Origin of the sequence: Vibrio scophthalmi (assembly GCF_040869025.1) — a bacterium.
In the GTDB taxonomy this organism is placed as follows: Bacteria; Pseudomonadota; Gammaproteobacteria; order Enterobacterales; family Vibrionaceae; genus Vibrio; species Vibrio scophthalmi.
In genome coordinates this window covers 3007629-3026825 of the sequence record NZ_CP134271.1, presented here as the reverse complement: position 1 = coordinate 3026825, position 19197 = coordinate 3007629, and the positions used below count along the sequence as shown (strand labels likewise).

14 protein-coding genes and 1 pseudogene are annotated in these 19197 nt (G+C 45.6%); 12 read left to right on the top strand and 3 right to left on the bottom strand.

All coding sequences use genetic code 11. The annotated features are described in order from the left end of the window. Positions 1-210: 210 nt before the first annotated feature. Together murP and murQ are read right to left on the bottom strand one after the other, a co-directional pair. Positions 211-1674, bottom strand: a complete 1464-nt coding sequence (gene murP / locus RJD38_RS13770; RefSeq protein ID WP_005599126.1) for a PTS N-acetylmuramic acid transporter subunit IIBC — start codon at positions 1672-1674, stop codon at positions 211-213. A gap of 110 nt (positions 1675-1784) precedes the next feature. Further along, positions 1785-2699: an N-acetylmuramic acid 6-phosphate etherase gene (gene murQ / locus RJD38_RS13765; RefSeq protein WP_065545319.1), complete on the bottom strand. Its 915-nt coding sequence runs from the start codon at positions 2697-2699 to the stop codon at positions 1785-1787. Positions 2700-2945: 246 nt separating this feature from the next. Between murQ and RJD38_RS13760 the strand changes: the two genes are divergently transcribed. Continuing rightward, positions 2946-3791, top strand: coding sequence for a MurR/RpiR family transcriptional regulator (locus tag RJD38_RS13760; RefSeq protein ID WP_005599129.1), 846 nt, complete (start codon positions 2946-2948; stop codon positions 3789-3791). A gap of 7 nt (positions 3792-3798) precedes the next feature. On the opposite strand, the gene RJD38_RS13755 is transcribed toward RJD38_RS13760, so the two are convergent. Continuing rightward, complete coding sequence (locus RJD38_RS13755) at positions 3799-4665, bottom strand: DNA ligase (RefSeq protein WP_065545320.1); 867 nt, start codon at positions 4663-4665, stop codon at positions 3799-3801. Positions 4666-4928: 263 nt separating this feature from the next. Here RJD38_RS13755 and RJD38_RS13750 point away from each other — a divergent pair, with 263 nt between their 5' ends. From RJD38_RS13750 to RJD38_RS13700, 11 genes and pseudogenes are all read left to right on the top strand, one after another. Next, a complete protein-coding gene (locus RJD38_RS13750; protein WP_005599133.1) occupies positions 4929-5249 on the top strand; it encodes an STAS domain-containing protein in 321 nt (106 codons plus the stop codon). 18 nt (positions 5250-5267) lie between these two features. Beyond that, complete coding sequence (locus RJD38_RS13745; RefSeq protein ID WP_065430411.1) at positions 5268-6104, top strand: OmpA family protein; 837 nt, start codon at positions 5268-5270, stop codon at positions 6102-6104. 73 nt (positions 6105-6177) lie between these two features. Next, a pseudogene (locus RJD38_RS13740) lies at positions 6178-8202 on the top strand (SLBB domain-containing protein); the annotation flags it as partial. Then, positions 8202-8894 (top strand): hypothetical protein, encoded by a 693-nt coding sequence (locus RJD38_RS13735; RefSeq protein WP_005599138.1) that lies wholly within the window; start codon positions 8202-8204, stop codon positions 8892-8894. The pseudogene RJD38_RS13740 and the gene RJD38_RS13735, both read left to right, overlap by 1 nt. 20 nt (positions 8895-8914) lie before the next feature. Further along, positions 8915-11218, top strand: a complete 2304-nt coding sequence (locus tag RJD38_RS13730; protein WP_065545322.1) for a response regulator — start codon at positions 8915-8917, stop codon at positions 11216-11218. A 35-nt stretch (positions 11219-11253) separates the two neighbouring features. Continuing rightward, a complete protein-coding gene (locus RJD38_RS13725; RefSeq protein ID WP_065545323.1) occupies positions 11254-12723 on the top strand; it encodes a sigma-54-dependent transcriptional regulator in 1470 nt (489 codons plus the stop codon). Then, entirely contained in the window at positions 12701-13768 is a 1068-nt protein-coding gene (locus RJD38_RS13720; RefSeq protein WP_065545324.1) for a glycosyltransferase family 4 protein, read from the top strand. The genes RJD38_RS13725 and RJD38_RS13720 overlap by 23 nt, the downstream gene beginning before the upstream one ends. Before the next feature lie 122 nt (positions 13769-13890). Further along, positions 13891-15105 (top strand): glycosyltransferase, encoded by a 1215-nt coding sequence (locus RJD38_RS13715; RefSeq protein WP_005599145.1) that lies wholly within the window; start codon positions 13891-13893, stop codon positions 15103-15105. Positions 15106-15114: 9 nt separating this feature from the next. Continuing rightward, positions 15115-16305 (top strand): glycosyltransferase family 4 protein, encoded by a 1191-nt coding sequence (locus RJD38_RS13710; protein ID WP_065545325.1) that lies wholly within the window; start codon positions 15115-15117, stop codon positions 16303-16305. Then, entirely contained in the window at positions 16298-17791 is a 1494-nt protein-coding gene (locus RJD38_RS13705) for a lipopolysaccharide biosynthesis protein (RefSeq protein WP_367971363.1), read from the top strand. The genes RJD38_RS13710 and RJD38_RS13705 overlap by 8 nt, the downstream gene beginning before the upstream one ends. Beyond that, positions 17788-19185 (top strand): O-antigen ligase family protein, encoded by a 1398-nt coding sequence (locus tag RJD38_RS13700; RefSeq protein WP_065545326.1) that lies wholly within the window; start codon positions 17788-17790, stop codon positions 19183-19185. The genes RJD38_RS13705 and RJD38_RS13700 overlap by 4 nt, the downstream gene beginning before the upstream one ends. Positions 19186-19197 lie beyond the last annotated feature (12 nt).

Genomic DNA, 19197 nt, shown 5'->3' with positions numbered 1-19197 from the left:
CCCACTACAATGAGGATGGCATTTTGCAAAATTTTATTCTCCGCCAGTAGGTATGTCTAGAGCGCAACGAAAATACCCATTGGAAAGCCGTGTCGTTTGTCGCAAACATGAGCAGTTTGCAAATACAAAAAAACCACTGCATAACGAGGTTGCAGTGGTTCATAAGTAGCACTTTATCTATCTAGCTGTTTTAAATGAACATTAGTCAAATTAAGACAGATCGATGTCCTTGCTACCAAAAAGCAAGGTAGCAATAAAACCAACTGCATAAGAAATCAGTAGGCCGATGACAAAAATTGCCATACCCGCAAAAATGCCTTCATTCGACGTCATCAGAGGAATAGCGACAATCCCTGATGGTCCGAACACGGTATTCAAACCAACGGGTAAGCCAAAGTACGAAACCAAACCGATGAAAAATCCACCCGCGGCACCACCAATACAGGCCGTCACAAACGGTTTTACACGTGGCAAAGTTACACCGTAAATAAGAGGTTCACCGATACCTAGGATACCCGGAATAATTGCACCACGGATTTGTGTACGCAGTGTTGATTCCTTTTTCGCTTTCCAATACAGCGCCAAAGAGGCACCAACTTGGCCTGCGCCTGCCATAGCAAGAATTGGGAATAGCGAGTTGAAACCTTGAACTTCCATTAAGGCAAAGTAAACCGGAACAAAACCTTGATGGATACCAAACACCACGGAGATAAGGAATAAACCAGCTAACACAGCAGCGCCAAATGGATTATCGTTCAAGTTCAAAAACAGCCACGACATCCCTTTAAATAGCACTCCGCCCACCGGCATGATCACGATAAAGGTAATCGCGCCCATAATAAGTAAAGTCACCACTGATGTCAGGATCATATCCAAATCATCTGGCATAAATCGACGAACCATGCGCTCAACTTGTGCACCAAGAATCGCAGCTAACAACACTCCAATAATGTTACCGCGCGGGTCGATTGCAAAACCAAAGAAATCACTCATGCCCGAGTAGATACCAGAGGTCGCATCTGGGTTATACCCCAATACAAATAGCGAGGCTAAAATTGCGCCATTGACTCCAGAACCGCCAAACGCTTGCTGGGCGTTATAACCAATCAAAATACTTAAGAACGCGAACAAGCCTTTGCCGAAGACCTTCATATAAGAAACAAGGCTTACAATGAATTCACTCGGGTCTTGGCCGATGATCATTGTCTGCTCTATCAGAGTGGCAAAACCGAGCAATAAGCCCGCAGCGATAAAACCTGGGATCAACGGGGTAAAAATGGTGGCGAACTTACTTAAAAAGCGTTGAACCGCACTGGTTTGCTTACTCTTCATTTGCGACTTTTGTTGCTTAGCGATGCTATTGAGATCGTCGTTTTTTATCGACGCTGTCGACGCATTGCTTGAACCACCAAGCGTTAAACTATCCAATATTTCATTGAGCATTTCTGCCGCTTGCTGTGCTTTTCCTGGGCCAAGAATGACTTGTAATTGTTGGTCTGATTCAACCACACCCAAAACACCAGGGATGGCTTTTAAGGTTGATTCATCAACTGCACCGGTGTCCGCTAATGACAGGCGCAAGCGCGTCATGCAGTTGCCGCCTTTTTCAATATTTGCACCGCCGCCGACCGCAGCAATAATGCTTTCTATGGTATTCATTGTAATTTTGGCCATTACAGTATTCCTCACGAACTTCTCAAATCAATCAATGCCGAGAAGCTCAATAGCAAGTAGATAATTTATGTTTTTCAGTTATTGGCTATGCTGTTTGATTAACAAAATACTTAGTTGGATGAGTTGTGACACTCCAATGCAAGACGAATAAATCCATCATTTTGCTCAAGAAGCGTTTTCGCTTGTGCAGCGTCCAGACCGGTTAGAATCATCAGGATGGCGGTTTTGCAATGACGCTGGCACTGCGACAAGGCCAACTCAGCTTCTTGTTCATCAGCCCCCGTCGCTTCCATCACGATATTGGCTTGGCGTTGGATCAATTTGGCGTTGGTCGCTTCAACATCCACCATCAAATTGCCAAACACCTTGCCACTGCGAATCATCGCGCCAGTTGTGATCATATTGAGTACCAACTTCTGCGCTGTCCCCGCTTTCATACGTGACGATCCCGTTACAATTTCAGCGCCAACGACAGGCACGATCGCCACATCAGCAGCCTCAATCATTGGACAAGTTGGATTGCAAACAAGCGATGCAACAAAAGCGCCGACATTTCGAGCGTATTCCATTCCGCCAAGGACATACGGCGTGCGACCGCTGGCAGCAATACCAACAACAACATCTCTTTCAGTCAGGTTTAAATTACGAAGATCGTCGACTGCAAGCTGCGGTGAATCTTCTGCATTCTCTACCGCTTTTAAAATCGCTTTATGACCACCAGCAATGAGGCCCACTACTTGCTCTGCCGGTGTTCCGTAAGTCGGCGGACATTCACTCGCATCAAGAATACCTAAGCGGCCTGATGTACCTGCACCCATGTAAATCAAGCGGCCGCCCACGGTAAATGCGGCTTTCACCGCATCAACCACTTGGGCGATCTCCGGCAAGACTTTTTCCACCGCGAGTGCCACTTTCTGGTCTTCGTTATTGATGACTTTCAGCATCTCTATGGTTGATAACGTATCAATGTTCTGACTACTTTGATTACGGCTTTCCGTGACTAGGTGGCTTAGGTCAATTTTCATATCGTGCTCTTGCGTGTTGGCTTATCAATTTATGCGCTGGATGTTAGTGAATTAATTATTCAAAAACGACGTGCTACGTCACATAATTATTTATTCCAAAATTAGCCATCTGATGGAATAATTTGATAAACCATTCTTAACCACCGTTGTTACAGACGACCAAGACCACAAAATAGAAGGCACTTCAAAAGAAATAACCGTTAGGATTTTTGGAATAATTTATTTCAACCAAATACAGGTAAAGTGATGAGCATCACAAACAAATTGGTATCAAAAAGAACGCAACTCTCGACAAACGGCGTGAAGATTGCTGATTGGGTATTGGCAAATACCGAACAGGCGATGGCATTAACCAGCCAAGAGATCGCTAACGTGATTGGGGTGAGTCAATCGAGCATCGTGAAGTTCACCCAACGTATTGGCTTTAAAGGTTATAGCCAATTCAAACTGGCGTTAGCAGAAGAAGTCAGCCGAAAGCAGACATTACAGGCGGCCCCTCTGCATACCAACATTTCCGTCAATGACTCAACCCGTACCATCATCCAAAAACTGGTTAAAGCCAAAACCGAGGCGATTTTCAAAACCAGCGATGCCCTTGATTGTGAACGCTTTGATGATGCTATTACGCAAATAAACAGCGCGAACAAGGTGCAAATTGTTGGCATGGGCGCATCTGCATTATCGGCAAAGGATCTTGGTTACAAGTTGCTAAAATTAGGTATTTTGGCCATCACCGAAATGGATAGCCACGTACAAATAGGCATGGCAAGAACACTAACGAGCAACGATGTACAAATTGTCTTTTCTTTCCAAGGCAACACCAAAGAGATCAACCTTGCGGCAGAAACCGCCAAGGAAAAAGGCGCAACGGTAATAGCGCTGACGTCACCGCAAAAAAGTGTACTACGCAATATCGCCGATATCTGCCTCGATACTGTGGCTGATGAATCAGCACACCGCGCTTCTTCAATGGCAGCCAGAACCGCTCAACAAGTCATTGCGGATGCGATTTTTATCACCTTAGTCAAACTGCGCGGAGATGATGGTCAAGATATGATTAATGAGATTGCTTCGCAGATTAAGCGACTTTAAATCAAGATTACTCGATGCGAACCCGAACAAAACGGGCAAACTTGGGAATATCATTGCTGGTGTATCCGTTGTGGCGGAAGGTTATTCGGCTGCCCAGCGGTGGTGGCGATTTTCGTAGCTCATCACTAAATCCACTGCCGATATAGAAACGCACACCGGGTTTCCACTCAACCAATACCGCACCCATTTGGCCTTTATACTTCCCCTTCCCCAACTTATAGCCCACCACGATTGCTTCATCGTCTTGATGTAATTTCAATTTGAGCAAATCCGAACTTCTACCCGCTTGGTAACGACTATCGATTCGGCGTAGCATGATCCCTTCACCTTGACGGTTATTAACATTATCAAGGTGACGAAACAGCTCTCGCTCAGAAGAAATCGGCGTATGCTCAACATAATCTACATGCTTCGCCTTCATTTTTTTCACTAGATAGAGAATGTTGTAATAACGCTTTTCGTAATCTCCTGCTGCTTGTGGCATATCAAACAACATAAACTCAATTTTTTGCCATCCTTGCTCAACAGGTTGATGATCAAGCACCGTTTGCTGCACAATATGAAAATTACCACGACCTGCCCACAACTCCCCTTCGAGAGGATAATCAGGCAATGGTTTGGTGAACCAAGCTGGAGCAACGATAGCTCTGCCACTGCGCGTTCTTAGTTGACTCCCATCCCAGAGCGCTCGTATCCCATCCAATTTTTCACTTTGCCAATATTGCGTAATATCGATGCCCTGTTCATAACTCGTAGCCAACAATACAGGCATCATCGACGATGGTTCTAGTGGCGTAATGGCGGCGTGTTCACTCGCGTGACTGCTTAATGAGAACAATAATCCGCTTGCGACGGCGCTCAGAGTGCGTTGCATGTTTTTCTCCGGTTAAGACTATTACTCTCTCACGCTAACGCAAAATATTTGAGACAGAGTATGAATTTAGCGCGCCATTGGTCGCAAACCTATCAGATGATTTTACCCTTGTTGTCACTGCTTCAAACTAATTCTTAATTTGAGAAAACCTCTTTCCAATTTAAGAACTCTCTCAGCACCACTACATAATACCTTGTTTTTATTGAAAATAATTATTGGCACATTCCATGCTCAACTCTACTTAAACCACGAGGAGTACAGCTATGGAACTACGTAAAATTGAAACCAACAACGAGCTTCTAACTTTGGTGATTGACGGCAATTTAGACGCTGATGGTAGCCGTAGTGCCCAACCGCATTTAGATGAAATTATCTCAGATCTTTCTCATCCCGAAGTTGAAATTGACCTCGCTCGCGTAGGCTTTCTCGATTCTTCTGGCGTAGGTGCTATCGTTTACCTATATAAGCGCTTGGTTGAACGTCGTCGCAATATGCGGATTGAAAACGCTACAGGACAACCATTAGAAATCATCAATCTGCTCCGAATCGATCAAGCAATACCGGTAAATTCACAAAAACACTAATAATAATAGGCGGTTGGCATGGTTACTTTTCGTAGATACATAGCCCTAGCTATGTCAATAATCTTGCTAGGTTGCACCAGTTACCCTGAAGATGGACGCGGTGGCCTAGCAGAAAATCATATCGATAATAGTTTCTCGCCGGTCATGCCCGACGAACCGCTTGGCCCTGAACATGGTCTGCGCTTCGATTGGCAGCTGACCAAGCTTCATTTGGATGCATTGATCCGAGAAGGCGCTCGCTGGTGCTTCCCCGCAGCCGTCGTGCAAGCAATCGAAAAACAGAACCGCATCGCTCGTGAGCTCGAGGGTGGCCTGATGCTGGACGCGGCAAACGACATTGTCATTCAACGCAAACGCCTCGGTGAATTAGAACGCCAGCTCGACTATGTTACCTCTCAAGCCAATTGCGTACCTCCAATCAACGAAGATGCATTTCGACTGCAACTTGCCGTCGTCGATGAATTGTTCAACCTACTCAACGTCGACAATCAGTTTGCGTTTAACTCGACAGAAGTAAACCCAAAATACATGGGGCATCTCGCCAGAGCCGCGAACATCTTACGTGAGAATCCAAGCCTAAACCTTTCCGTGACTGGCCATGCTGATGCAACCGGAGACGATCTCTACAACAAAAAACTGGCCATGGACCGCGCACAGCAAGTGAAGCGTTACCTGATTATTTTTGGCCTTAATCCAACCCGAATTACCACCCACTCATTAGGCGACTCGCTCCCTCTATACGACGGCACCACGGAAGGCGTCAAATTAACCAACCGCCGCGTCAGTATTGAAGTTATTGCCACCAAAGAGCTAGCAGAGCAAAATCCACAAGGAGATTATTATGCGTTGGATTAACACCCTGTTTCTCACCCTGAGCCTATTGGCTGGTAATGCATTCGCGAACCAATCCGGTGATCAAGTGGCGCAAGAAAAAGTGCAAATTGGCGACATGATCCAGATAAATTTGCCGGGAGAGAGCTCGTTAAATCGTGGCTTTCAAGTGGATAAACGTGGTCGAATTGATCTACCGGAAGTCGGTACTCTCTACGTGGCAGGTTACAGCGAGAAGCAGCTGTCCGACTCGGTTTTAACCGCGCTGAACGAAGTCTATCGCGATGTTTCTTCCGCCAGCGTTTATATTTCGCAACAACAAATCCTGATTTCAGTGCAAGGCTATGTCACCTCGCCCGGTGAATATACTTTACCCAAGAATGCTAATATTCAAATGGCACTTCACGCTGCGGGGGGTCTCCGTTCCGGCGCTCAACTGGATAACATGCTGCTCAAAAGAGGCAAAGGTAAGCAGAGCTTCAACTACAAAGCCTTCCTCGATTCTGGTGATGAATCGCTGCTACCTCGTCTCAAATCGCTCGATAGCCTTTTTGTCCCGGCCTCACCACTTGTTGGTAACATCGAACAACAGTTTGATGCAGCAAAGCAAGCCAATGCGGGAGACAGTGCCGATAACCGTACCGCAATTAAAGTATTTGGCGAGGTCAATGCGCCAGGTTCGTTTTCTTTCAAACCCAATACCGATTTGGTCGATATTTTAATGCGTGCTGGCGGTGTAACCCGTTATGCCTCGGTAGAGCAAATCCGTGTAATCACCAACAACACACCACAAATGTTTAACCTAAAACGTTATCTCGACAGCGGTGACGAATCACTGCTGCCCAATTTAGCTGAAGGGACGACTATTTTCGTCCCTAAACAAGAAGAAGAGATTAAAGCCGGGGCAAATGTTGTCTACATCATGGGGGAAGTAGCGCATCCCGGCGCCTATGAGGGAAAATCGGGGGCCTCCTTTATGGATATTCTCGCCAACGCTGGTGGCCCAACCCGTTTTGCCGAATCACGTCAAATCCGTCTTATCAAAGCCAACGGTCGCGTGATTAAATTCGACTTAACCGCCTACACCGAAGGATTAAGTGGCCAAGGTCCCCCACCTATTGGTCCTGGTGATGCGATTTTTGTTCCTGAAAAGACCGACATGAATGAAAAATCATGGTTAAAAATCGCTCCTGACCGCGCGGTCAGTGTCATTGGCGAAGTTGTCCGTCCAGGCCGTATTGAGTGGTCAGATGAAATGGACTTAATGGATCTGCTTGCTCACGTTGGCGGCCCCACATTAAGAGCCGACACAACGAAAATCGAGGTGGTTAATGGTGATGGCAAGCTGCACACATTTAATCTCGACGAATTTATTTTAAATGGTGCCCCACCGTATGACCTACCCGTAATTAGTGCGGGTTCTATCGTGCGAATCCACGATTTACCGCAAGATCCCTCTGACAACAAATCCCAATGGGTTCGCCAGAGCTCCGACGCCTCAATTTACGTCTTTGGTCAAGTGAATTCACCGGGCCGCTACCGTTTTACCAAAGAGATGCATTTTCTCGATATTCTTTCAGCTGCCGACGGGCCAACCAAAGATGCCGATATTCACAATATTCGCGTCACACACCGTGACAAAAGCTATTCAAAAGTCAGCAAACTCAATCTATCACTTTATTTTGAAACCGGTGATGAATCGCTGCTCCCCAACATTGTTATGGGTGACACTATTTATATTCCTGAAAAAGACAAAAATTGGCTCGATCAAAGTAAAGAATCAACCGTGCGCATTTTGGGAGCAGTCAACAAACCCGGTCGCTATGTATTTAACGACAACATGACCATCTTGGATGTGCTCGCAGAAGCTGGCGGACCAAATGATAACGCCTATGTAGAAAAAATCTCAGTGGTCAATATGTCTTGCTGCCAACAGCAAGCCCGCACCTTCAACCTGATTGAATTCAGTAAAACTGCGAACATCTATCAGCTGCCTGTTATTCGTGCTGGCGACACTATTTTTGTGCCCGACCGCCGAGATACCTTTCTTGAGAAAGCACGAGTCGGCTTAGAAGATATTCTTCGACTGACCACCACGATTGTACTGATTGGAGCCTTGTAATGATTCCAGCCACACACAATGAAATTGAACAAATCTACTTAGCGGCAGAACAGCAGCAATCTAGGTCAATTTGTGTTACGGCCTGCCATTCTGGTGACGGTGTAACCTCAGTTGCAACCGCATTGGCAGAGCGTTATCTTCTTGCCGGACAATCCACTCTGCTTGTCGATCTAAATTTATTTCGTTCGAATTTCCAGTCTTCACTATTGCCAGGCCAACCAAGTGATAACCCCATCAGTTGGTTAGAACAACTCGACAGCAGGCGTGTGTTTACCGGCATCGTTAAACCCACCCTGCAATCTGATATCGTTAATTATCGTAATCCTCTCTATCTCGAAAAAAAGATCGAAACGTGGTTGCTTGAGTTCGATCGTGTCATCGTCGACACCTCGCCACTATTACAAGTCAATCGCGGCAATATCTCGGCGCAATGTGTCGCACAAGCCTGTCAACATACTTTGCTGGTTGTTCTTGGCGCGCGCACCAGAGAAAACCAACTCAGCATGGCAATGGAGCTGTTGAATCGTAGTGAAAGTACGTTGATTGGTTGCGTGATCAACAGTAAATATCAACCCACTCTTGCACAAGAAATGGTGCGTGAACTCAATCGCTTTAAATGGATACCAAAACGATGGCGGGATAACTGGATCACAAAGTTATTAAACCATGAACTACTCACCTTAATCGCGTAAATTCACGGAGGATAATCACTATGTCATTTCGCTCCAAAACCATTGTCGGCATCGCACTGATCGAGGTGGTATTACTGGTTATCTTGGTGTTCAGCTCGATGCGTTTCCTGTCTCAATCCAACGAACAGCAACTATTACAGCGCGTTACCACCACTTCGCAAATGTTTGCTATTGTGGCAGCGAAACCGTTGATGAATAAGGACATTAACGAGCTTGAGGAGCTCGCTAATCAATTTTTCCTGGTTGAAGATCTCGCCTATATACGCATTGCCGACAACGGCGACGATCTTGTTTGTATAGGGGATAAAACTCTACTTAAACGAGCGATGTCGATCGATTCCAATTTAAACAGCAGCAACGATGGTATTTTTGATACCCGAGTCCCAATAGGTAACGGCAGCGCTTATATCGACATGGGGTTTCGTACCGATGCCATCAGCGCCATGTTGCAACACGCCCGTCAAGCAATCATCTCAATCGCCATTATTGAGGTTATCCTCGTTGCCTTCTTCTCTTACATCTTAGGCAGTTACCTTACTCGCGGGTTAACCCGATTAACCAAAGCGGCAAATACCGTATGTCGCAATGGCCCCGGCTTCCAACTTAACGAACACTCTAAAGATGAACTGGGCGATGTCGCTAGAGCCTTCGATGCCATGTCGACCAAACTTGAACAGAGTTACGGCTCATTGCAACAAGCCCGAGCGGAAGCCGAGCAAGCTTGTGAATCTAAAGGGCGCTTCTTGGCATCAATGTCTCATGAAATTCGCACTCCCATGAATGGAGTACTGGGGGTATTGAACGTATTGGAAGAAACAAAACTCAGTAAAGACCAACGTAAGTTAATCACCACCGCCACGGATTCAGGTCACTTTTTATTGTCAGTGATTAATGACATTCTCGATTTTACCCGCATGGAGTCAAACACTCTGATTCTCGACAACTCACCTTTTGATTTCCGCCGTTGTGTAGAAAGTGTGGTTGACAGTTTTATGCCCTCAGCCAAAAACAATGACCTAATTCTACACTGTTATATTCCCGCTCAAGTGCCTGCAAAGGTTCGAGGCGATGAAAATCGCATTAAGCAGATCTTGCACAACCTAATTGGCAACGCGATTAAATTTACCAAACAAGGGAGTGTCTCGATCAAAATTGATGCGCAATCACTAAATGACGAACGAGTCACTCTGATGTGCAGTGTCACCGACACCGGTATTGGCATCAAAGCCAGTGCGCTGGACTACTTATTTGAAGAGTTCACCATGGTCGATCAAAGCTATTCGCGTATCCATGAAGGCTCAGGGCTAGGATTAGCGATTTGTAAACGCTTAACCCAAATGATGGATGGTCATATGGAGGTCAGCAGTGAGCCCGGTGTAGGTAGCACCTTTACCTTCACTATCGTACTAGAACTTGCTGATGAATTGATTGGCGATGTGGTTCCCACCCAAATAAAAACCACCCCACTTGACCCAAATTTGCGTATTTTGGTCGCGGAAGACAACCGTGCCAATCAACTGGTCATTAAGAGTATGTTTAGCCATGCCGGACTAAATCTTGATATGGTCGAAAATGGCAATCAGGCCGTTGAACAAGTACAAAAGTATCAATACGACCTGATCTTTATGGACATTTCCATGCCAGAAATGGACGGAATGCAAGCCTGCAAAGCCATACGAGCGCTTGATGACCCACATAGCGCTAATATCCCAATTATCGCGCTTACTGCACATGCGCTTACTGGTGACAAAGAAAAATTCTTAGAAGTGGGAATGAACGATTACTTATCAAAACCGGTACGATTATCACAACTAATTGAAAAAATTAATCTATTCTTAAATAGTGAAGATGAAAAATGCGCCGACAAGGAAGTGTTCGCCGCGACAGAAATTGTCGATGAATCATCCCTATCCGCCAGCGATGATAGAAATAAAGGAAACAACGAGGAGAGCCCTGTGAACGAAGAACTCGTGGATGAAGAAATTTTGCAGCAAATGATTCAAGACACCAGCGCTGACGTCTTACCTCTATTGATAGATCATTATGTGGAAGAATCTAAAAAGCGCATCGACACCTTAAACAACGCTTTTATCGAAAGGAATACAGAAGTGATTGAGTTTGAAAGCCACACTTTGGGCAGTTCATCCTTAGCACTTGGCAATCGTGTATTATCGGATCTAGCGCGGAAAATTGAGCGCTTGTGCCTTGAAGGCCATCCCGAACAAGTTTTCGACTATCACCAAGAGTTAATTGAGCTTGCTCAACACTCTTTCGAAGCCATCATTCATAGAAAAACGCTAGGGTTCACCCAAACCGCTGAATAAATCATCGGTTGTGACGTGACAACAAGGAAGTGCCAATGAAATCAAAAGTACTTTTAATCGAAGATTCGACCTCACTGGCAGTGTTGTATCAGCAGTATGTCAAAGACGAGCCTTTTGACCTTTTTCACGTTGAAACAGGCCGTGAAGCGATCGCATTTATTGAGCGCAACGTCCCTCAGTTGGTGATCCTTGATCTCAAGTTACCTGATATGGATGGCCAAGACATTCTCGACTGGATTGTTGAAAATCAAGTGCCAACGTCTGTGATTGTCGCGACCGCGCACGGTTCGGTTGATGTTGCCGTCAACTTGCTACAGAAAGGCGCTAAAGATTTTATAGAAAAACCAATCAAAGCCGACCGTTTGAAAACATCGATTAATCTGCACCTTCAACGTGCCAAACTCGAAGATTTGGTTGAAAACATTGAGAGCAAATTTGATCGCCAACGCTTCCATGGTTTTATTGGTAGTAGCCTACCGATGCAAGGTGTTTATAAAATAATCGACTCTGTAGCCCCAACCACCGCCAGCGTGTTTATTATCGGCGAAAGTGGTACCGGTAAAGAAGTGTGCGCTGAAGCGATTCATAAAGAGAGTAAGCGCCGTGATAAGCCGTTTATCGCAATCAACTGTGGCGCAATTCCTAAAGACTTGATGGAAAGTGAGATTTTTGGTCATCTAAAAGGGGCATTTACCGGTGCAACAACCGATAGAAAAGGTGCAGCGACAGCAGCCAATGGCGGCACGATGTTCCTTGATGAACTATGCGAAATGGACTTGGAAATGCAGAAAAAATTGCTGCGTTTTCTCCAAACAGGCACGTTCACTCCTCTGGGTGCCAACAAGGAACAAAAGGTTGATGTTCGCATTATTTGTGCGACCAACCGCGATCCTCTAGTGGAGGTTGAAGAAGGCCGATTTAGAGAAGATTTATATTACCGCGTACATGTTGTGCCGATTGAAATGCCCCCACTACGCGAGCGCGGTGGTGACATTGCCACGCTTGCCACCCATTTTCTAAAACTGTACGCGAAGCAAGACCAGAAAAAATTCCGCACTATCAATAAAGACGCAGAAGCGATCTTAAAACGTTACGCATGGCCAGGTAACGTGCGTCAATTACAGAACATACTGCGTAATATTGTCGTGCTCAATAACGATGAGCGTTTAGCGGTGGAGCACTTACCGACACAAGTGGTGCAATTACGAAAAGCTGCCAGCGTAACGCGAACGGCCAGTATCGATAATCACCCTTCCCCTGCCGCTCAAGAGCATATTGTGAATGAAACGAATCACACCGCCACGTCACAAAGCGAGAGTTCCAATGTCAGTGAGTCGACCATTCGCCCTATGTGGCAGATTGAACGTGAAGCCATTCAGCAAGCGATTGAACTGTGTGATGGCAACGTGCTCAATGCAGCAGTACTACTCGAACTGAGCCCTTCTACGGTTTACCGTAAAAAACAGGCTTGGGAAACAGAAGATGAACAAAACTTCGTCCAATGAGATTTGGTTAATAGTCGATAGCCGCCAGTTTGGCGGCATCGAAACCCACGTTTTGCAACTGGCTCAAGGGCTAATCGCCCATCAACAAGCGGTAAAAGTTTGGCTGGTGAGCCGCTATTCATCGCCGTCACCTATCTGCACAAAGCTAAAAACACTAGGAATAGACTATGATTATCTCGGCGGTGATGATGCCCCAGCAAGTCATCTAAGCGCGCTTTCCAATCTTATTCACCTACTCAAACAACAACGCCCATTACTGGTTCATGCCCATGGTTATCGTGCGAGTATCCTAAGCAAAATCGCTAAGTTACTCACTCGCAGCCCTCAAATATCCACCTACCATGCCGGTGAAAACCCAAGCGGCCGAGTCAAACTCTATGATTGGCTCGATCGCATCAGTGCCTTTGTATCTGACCAATCGTTAGTCGTTAGCCACGCCATCGCCAATAAAATTCCGACTAGCAGCCACTACCTCAATAACTTTATTGACTGCCAATCCATCTCTTTTCAACATGGCCAATCCATCGCTTTCGTTGGCCGATTAAGTTCAGAAAAAGCACCCGACCGATTTTGTCGTTTGGCCACTAATTTCCCTTCACTCCACTTTGATATTTATGGCACCGGCCCTCTCAAACAACAAATCGACACCATTGCAGGTAAAAACGTTCACTGCCACGGCCATCAAAGTGAAATGGATACTGTCTGGCCAACCATCTCTGTATTGGTGATTTGCTCTGAATTTGAAGGATTACCTATGGTCGCTCTAGAAGCAATGGCTCGCGGTATTGTCATCATCGCTAGCCGAGTAGGTGAACTGCCTAACTTAATTATTAATGGCGAAAACGGCTGGTTAGCCTACGAAGAAGCCACTTTCAGCCAGCAATTGCAGCAGTGGCAATCTCTTAGCGATGAGGGACAGTTAGCAATGCGTGTCAATGCCACCAACACCATTCATCAACATTACTCTCAGCAAGCGGTCATTCCCAAATTGCTAAAAATCTACCATGCTGTTTCAACTCAGTTTGATTCTCAAATTGCGAACTAAACGTTTAATATCGCACCACTCCATTTATTTGAACTAAATTTCAAGCACTTACACTGACAAAGCTATTGGCATCTAGATTGCTCTATTACCACTATGATAACAACAATGTGGCGGGCTAGCGGATGACTGATATAACAAAAATCTTATATGTTCATTATGGTGATAACTGGATTCGAGGCAGTGAGCAGTGTCTGCTCGACCTTATTCTCAATCTCGATCGCCAGCGCTTTGAACCCATCGTGTGGACAAATAACCCGGCACTGTTGCCCTTTCTAGATGCGCAAAACATTGAATACCAATTGGATGATTTTACTTTGCTACTCGGGTGGCAGGAGCCAACCTTTGACTTAAAAAGCTGGGCGTCGTTGGTCAAAAAAGGACAGCGAATGGTCAAGCAGCGCAATATCGCGTTGGTACACATCAATAGTGGCGCGCCGTGCCAGTGGATGGCTGTCGCAGCGCGGTTATGCCATTGCCCAATGGTCACCCATTTACACAGTGACTACTTAAGCCGTGACCGCGTCACGCTCGGCCTGCACATGTCACCCCATATCATCACCGCCAGCAATGCCATATCTCAAAATTTACGCCTTGACGGTTACCCAACCGATCAATTGTCGGTCATACACAACGGCATCAACATCGGCGCCTTACAGCAGCAAAAGACGGTGGATATTCATCAACATCTTAGTTTAAATCCAGACACAAAAATTTTTACCACGGTCGGTTCGCTCATTGAGCGAAAAGGCGTCGACCGTATCATTCAAGCACTCCGTTACCTCACCTTAGAATATCCGAATAGCCATCTGGTCGTGATTGGTGAAGGTGAGCAAAAGCAGCAACTGATTCAACTAACCCATGACATGCATTTAACCGCGCATGTCCATTTCGTTGGCGAACAACACAATGTGGTTGGTTGGCTAAAGGGATCTGATGCGTTTGTTAGTGGTGCCCGCCAAGAAGCCTTTGGTTTGGTTGTCACTGAAGCGGCTATTGCTAAAACCCCTATTATCGCCCCATATGAAGGTGGGATACCCGAGATAGTTCAACATGGCGAAACGGCGCTGCTTTACGTCAATAATGGTTACGCGCCATTACTCAATATGATGCGTTGTATTCACTCTCATCCCACTGAGTGTCTTGAACTAACTAAACGAGCTTATCAAGTCGTCTGCGACCATTTTAATCATCAGCGTTATGTCGATGATATTTGTGCGCTCTATCAGAGCTTGCTTGAGCAGCAACAACCTAGCCGACCTTCTCTACTGAATAGCTTTAAGCCTTTGAAAACGGCGTTTTCTAATCGTCACAAGTCACTTTCTAGCCGCAATAAATAGGAGTTATCTATGACTATGATTCATAACGTGATATTTGACCCTATTCCGTTTAAGGGCGGTTCAAAAATCGCCACGAGTGAAGCCTTAAGGCAATGTGATCGCCAACAAGTCACTTTTACGGTTCTGACCGTTGATCGCGACTTCTGGCAAAACAGCATGTTTGCGAATCAACATCGCGTTAACGTGCTACCTTTGATCGCACTTCCATGGGTAAGTAGACAATATTCAGGTCTATTCTATTGGCTCAATCAATTTTACTTCGCTTTAGCACTGCTCTGTTATTGCATTCGACTGCCTAAAGTCGACCATGTTATAGGGGCGTCAGGTCCCGGCATTGATATGGCGATTTATCTTACGCAATTAGTGCATCGTTTTTCGATTGTTCAACTCATCCATGGCAACGTAGCCACTTCACGCTCAATTGGTTGGTGCTTAACGCGAGCACAACAGATTTTCTATTTACCCTCAGCGCATCAAAGCATGGTGAACGCCTTGCAATGTTATATCCGTCATCATACAAATATCGAAGATGTCGATGCCGTAACGCTATTTCACATCAAGTCGAATCATTTCCACACTTTCGTCAACGGTCTTGCCAAAGAGAATTGGCCTTCCAAAACGATGGCTCAGATCCCAACCTGCTTCTGGTGCGCTTCAACGCTAAAATGGAAAGGGCTCGATCTATTTGTCGATACACTCCGTCAATTGCATGCCACTCATGCCGTGAAAAGCCATATCTGTTTTATCCAACCTAAAGAGATCATGTTGGAGGTCTCGAGTGCCCCCATCGCTCTAAGGCATACAAAATGGTATCAAGACCCCAACAATCTCGATGACATTCGTCGCGGATGTAATATTTTCATTTCGACCAGCACCAAAGAGCCCTTTGGCCTATCGATTTTGGAATCGCTTGCAGCGGGAATGTGCGTCATCATCCCCCAAGACGGTAGCTATTGGGATTTACAGTTAACCGATAAGGTTAACTGCATCAAATACAAAGCTGGCGATCCGTTTGCGCTAAGGCAAGCCATTCTCTCGGTCTATGCAGACCAACACTTATTGCAGGCAACCCAACAAAATGGCATTCAAGTCGCCCAACGCTATCGCGCCCATAAGACCTATTCACAGATCGTTGCAGGCGTGAGTGGTCAGTTAGCCGACAACGAATTAGCCGAGTCCGCATGGCTAGATTATGAGTAGCCCACGTGTGACACCACCATCAGGACAACACGCTAACAAAACAACGAGAATGGGTGCATGGAAAGAAATGCTCCTTTACGGTTCAGCACTACTGATGATGAAAGGCGCCTCACTCATCACTCTGCCATTTATGACCCACTACTTATCGGTTGAACAAATTGGCCAACTTGAGTTACTTGCCACCAGCACAGTGTTGTTTACTTTGCTCGCTTCGCTCTCCATGCATGAAAGTTTGTATCGATTCATCGCGACGGCGGAAGACAAACATCAGCAACGTGAACAAACCAATCGGCTCTACATAACGGCGATTTGCATCTCGTTGCTCGTCGTGACGATATTATTTGGCCTCTATAAAGGGCTCCAACTGTTTGCGCCCTCACTCACCCTCTTTCAATCTTTCACACCGATGCAATGGATATTGATTGCAACTGCGGTGGTATTGGAAAGCGCTCTAGCCATCAGTTTGGCGTGGTTAAGATTACAGGGTCGAGCCGAGGTATTTTTCAAACTTAGCGTGGTTAGTGTAACCTGCCAAGTCAGCTTAATTTTATTGGTCGTCCGTTTTTATCCAAGTGTCACCGCCGTCTTTTGTGTCGGTGTTGCAACGGCATTACTGCAGTGTCTTCTTTTGCACTGCTACCATCGTTTCCACTTTAAACTGCTCACACCCGCACAAATTGCTCATTACTTACGCTATTGCTTGCCAATTATGGGCTCCGCTTTGATTGCCTTCGGTCTAAACGGTGGTGAACGATGGATTGTGGCACAAACACTCAATCTGGAGTTGCTGGGGCAATATGCCATTGCACTTAAATTTGCCCTGGCCGTTGGAATTTTGTTGCAGCCGTTTCATATGTGGTGGATGCCAAAACGGTTTGAGTGCTGGCAAACACAAGGCGCAAAAAAAACAGCACGAAATAGTCAGGCCGGGATTGTTTATGCCTGCTTAGTGTCACTTGGCATAGTGTGGCTAGCAAAATGTTTTATCACTCTCTATTTGCCTAGCCAATATTCACTGGCGGTCTATTTAATCGTGATGACTGTCGCGGCCATGTTGTATAAAGAGTTAGTTGAAATCGTCAATATCGGCTTACTTAAAAGCCAGCAAACTCGCCGTTTACTGCTCATTAATCTCATCATCACCGTGACTACATTGCTGATACTTTTTGTCATCATGTTCGTATTGGACTATCGTTCAATTTGGCTCATTGTCACAATGGTCACACTCGCGCAACTGAGTCGTTTTATCGCTGTTTTTCTCCTCAGTCAATACTGCGCACCACTGCCTTATCATCCCGCGCTAAGTATCGTAATTCTAATTACTTCATTTTTTCTGATTAGCGCCTTTGCTGATATTCCAACGACATTGATGTTTATCCTTGCCTTGGTTCAACCCGCAATTTTATTGCTCGCCGTGCAGCAACTCGGTGTCATTAATCTACCCTATCACGCGGTAAAACTTGCGTGGCAGAGATTTCGCGTATGAATAAAACCCTACCGATGCCTAATTTGGTCACCTTATTGGTTGTTTGCCTGATCTTATCAATCGCGTGGCTGACCAATCCGAGTCCTGCCTTTATTATTGCGCTAGGGCTACTGCCCCTTGGCGCTTTATTTGTCCTCAACCAAACCTTTTGGATGGTGAGCTTGTTTGTGCTGTTCTCTTTTTTTCGCATTCATGAGGCATTCCCAGTAATCTATAACTTACGCGTCCCGCTACTGCTCTCTTTGGGCGCACTAGGTGCACTGTGTTTTCACATTTTCGTCAGCAAACAAATCAAACCTTTTTGGCACCCTTGCCTTGGGTGGTTAATCGCCTTCTGGGCACTCATTTTTATTGGTATCGTCTTCGCTTCAAATCGCGGAGTTGCCTTTGAATATTTCAAAAATGTTTATTGGAAAATCATTGTCATGACGCTGGCTATTTCATGGCTAATCTCCAGTGAATTAAGCCTGAAGCGCATGGCCATCATGATAGTATTAGCAGGTTTGATGATTGCCGGCGTTGCTATTAATAACGCCTTTGGTGGCGTTGGTCTGGTTGAAGGCACTCGAGTCACTATTGGTCGAGATTTAGGATCTATGTTGGGTGATCCTAATGACCTTTCATTGGTATTAATGTTTCCTTTAGCGTTTTCTCTAAGTCTAATGATGACTAAAAATCTCGGCTGGGTTCGACTGCTTGGTGCGTTGTGTACGGTGGCAGCTTTTTACGCTGTGATTGAGACCCAAAGTCGTGGCGGTTTGCTTGGGTGTATCTCAATTTTGGGCGTTTTCGGTTTAAAACATATACGCTCCAAGTTCTTACTTGCATTACTTGGCGTCATCGCCTTCATCGCACTTTTTTACATGGCGGGGATTTCCGACAGAAAATCAGGTGGTAGTGCTGAAGTAGGTGTGGATGAGTCCGCAATGGGTCGCCTATATGCCTGGGAAGCCGCATTTAAGATGGCGTTAGATCGACCATTAACCGGAGTTGGCATCGACAATTTTTATTTCAATTACTTTTATTACTCCTCACACTGGGATGGGTTAAATCATGCCGTGCACAGTACTTGGTTTGGTGTTCTTGCGGAATCTGGCTTCGTGGGATTATTCGTGTTTATCGGTATCATTGTCACAGTAATCAATACCAGCCGAAAAAATTTAAAAGCACTAAAAGAAAGCCAACATACCTTCTCTCCTTATGTGTACGCATCCGCCTTTGCCGTCTATGCCAGCTTAGTCGGCACCATCGTTTCGGGAACCTTTTTAACCCAGGGCTTCAATTGGCCAATCTATATCCTAGCGGGTCTATCTATTGCGTGTCATCGTATTATTCAAAATGATTTTCAAAATGAAAATCAAATCACGACAAAGCACAACAACAATTCAACATGATGATTTATAAGC

Coding starts and splice junctions, on each gene's coding strand:
- RJD38_RS13725 (WP_065545323.1), top strand. CDS start 11,254: ATGAAATCAAAAGTACTTTTAATCGAAGATTCGACCTCACTGGCAGTG.
- RJD38_RS13705 (WP_367971363.1), top strand. CDS start 16,298: ATGAGTAGCCCACGTGTGACACCACCATCAGGACAACACGCTAACAAA.
- murQ (WP_065545319.1), bottom strand. CDS start 2,699: ATGAAAATTGACCTAAGCCACCTAGTCACGGAAAGCCGTAATCAAAGT.
- RJD38_RS13750 (WP_005599133.1), top strand. CDS start 4,929: ATGGAACTACGTAAAATTGAAACCAACAACGAGCTTCTAACTTTGGTG.
- RJD38_RS13710 (WP_065545325.1), top strand. CDS start 15,115: ATGACTATGATTCATAACGTGATATTTGACCCTATTCCGTTTAAGGGC.
- RJD38_RS13745 (WP_065430411.1), top strand. CDS start 5,268: ATGGTTACTTTTCGTAGATACATAGCCCTAGCTATGTCAATAATCTTG.
- RJD38_RS13730 (WP_065545322.1), top strand. CDS start 8,915: ATGTCATTTCGCTCCAAAACCATTGTCGGCATCGCACTGATCGAGGTG.
- murP (WP_005599126.1), bottom strand. CDS start 1,674: ATGGCCAAAATTACAATGAATACCATAGAAAGCATTATTGCTGCGGTC.
- RJD38_RS13700 (WP_065545326.1), top strand. CDS start 17,788: ATGAATAAAACCCTACCGATGCCTAATTTGGTCACCTTATTGGTTGTT.
- RJD38_RS13760 (WP_005599129.1), top strand. CDS start 2,946: ATGAGCATCACAAACAAATTGGTATCAAAAAGAACGCAACTCTCGACA.
- RJD38_RS13720 (WP_065545324.1), top strand. CDS start 12,701: ATGAACAAAACTTCGTCCAATGAGATTTGGTTAATAGTCGATAGCCGC.
- RJD38_RS13755 (WP_065545320.1), bottom strand. CDS start 4,665: ATGCAACGCACTCTGAGCGCCGTCGCAAGCGGATTATTGTTCTCATTA.
- RJD38_RS13735 (WP_005599138.1), top strand. CDS start 8,202: ATGATTCCAGCCACACACAATGAAATTGAACAAATCTACTTAGCGGCA.
- RJD38_RS13715 (WP_005599145.1), top strand. CDS start 13,891: ATGACTGATATAACAAAAATCTTATATGTTCATTATGGTGATAACTGG.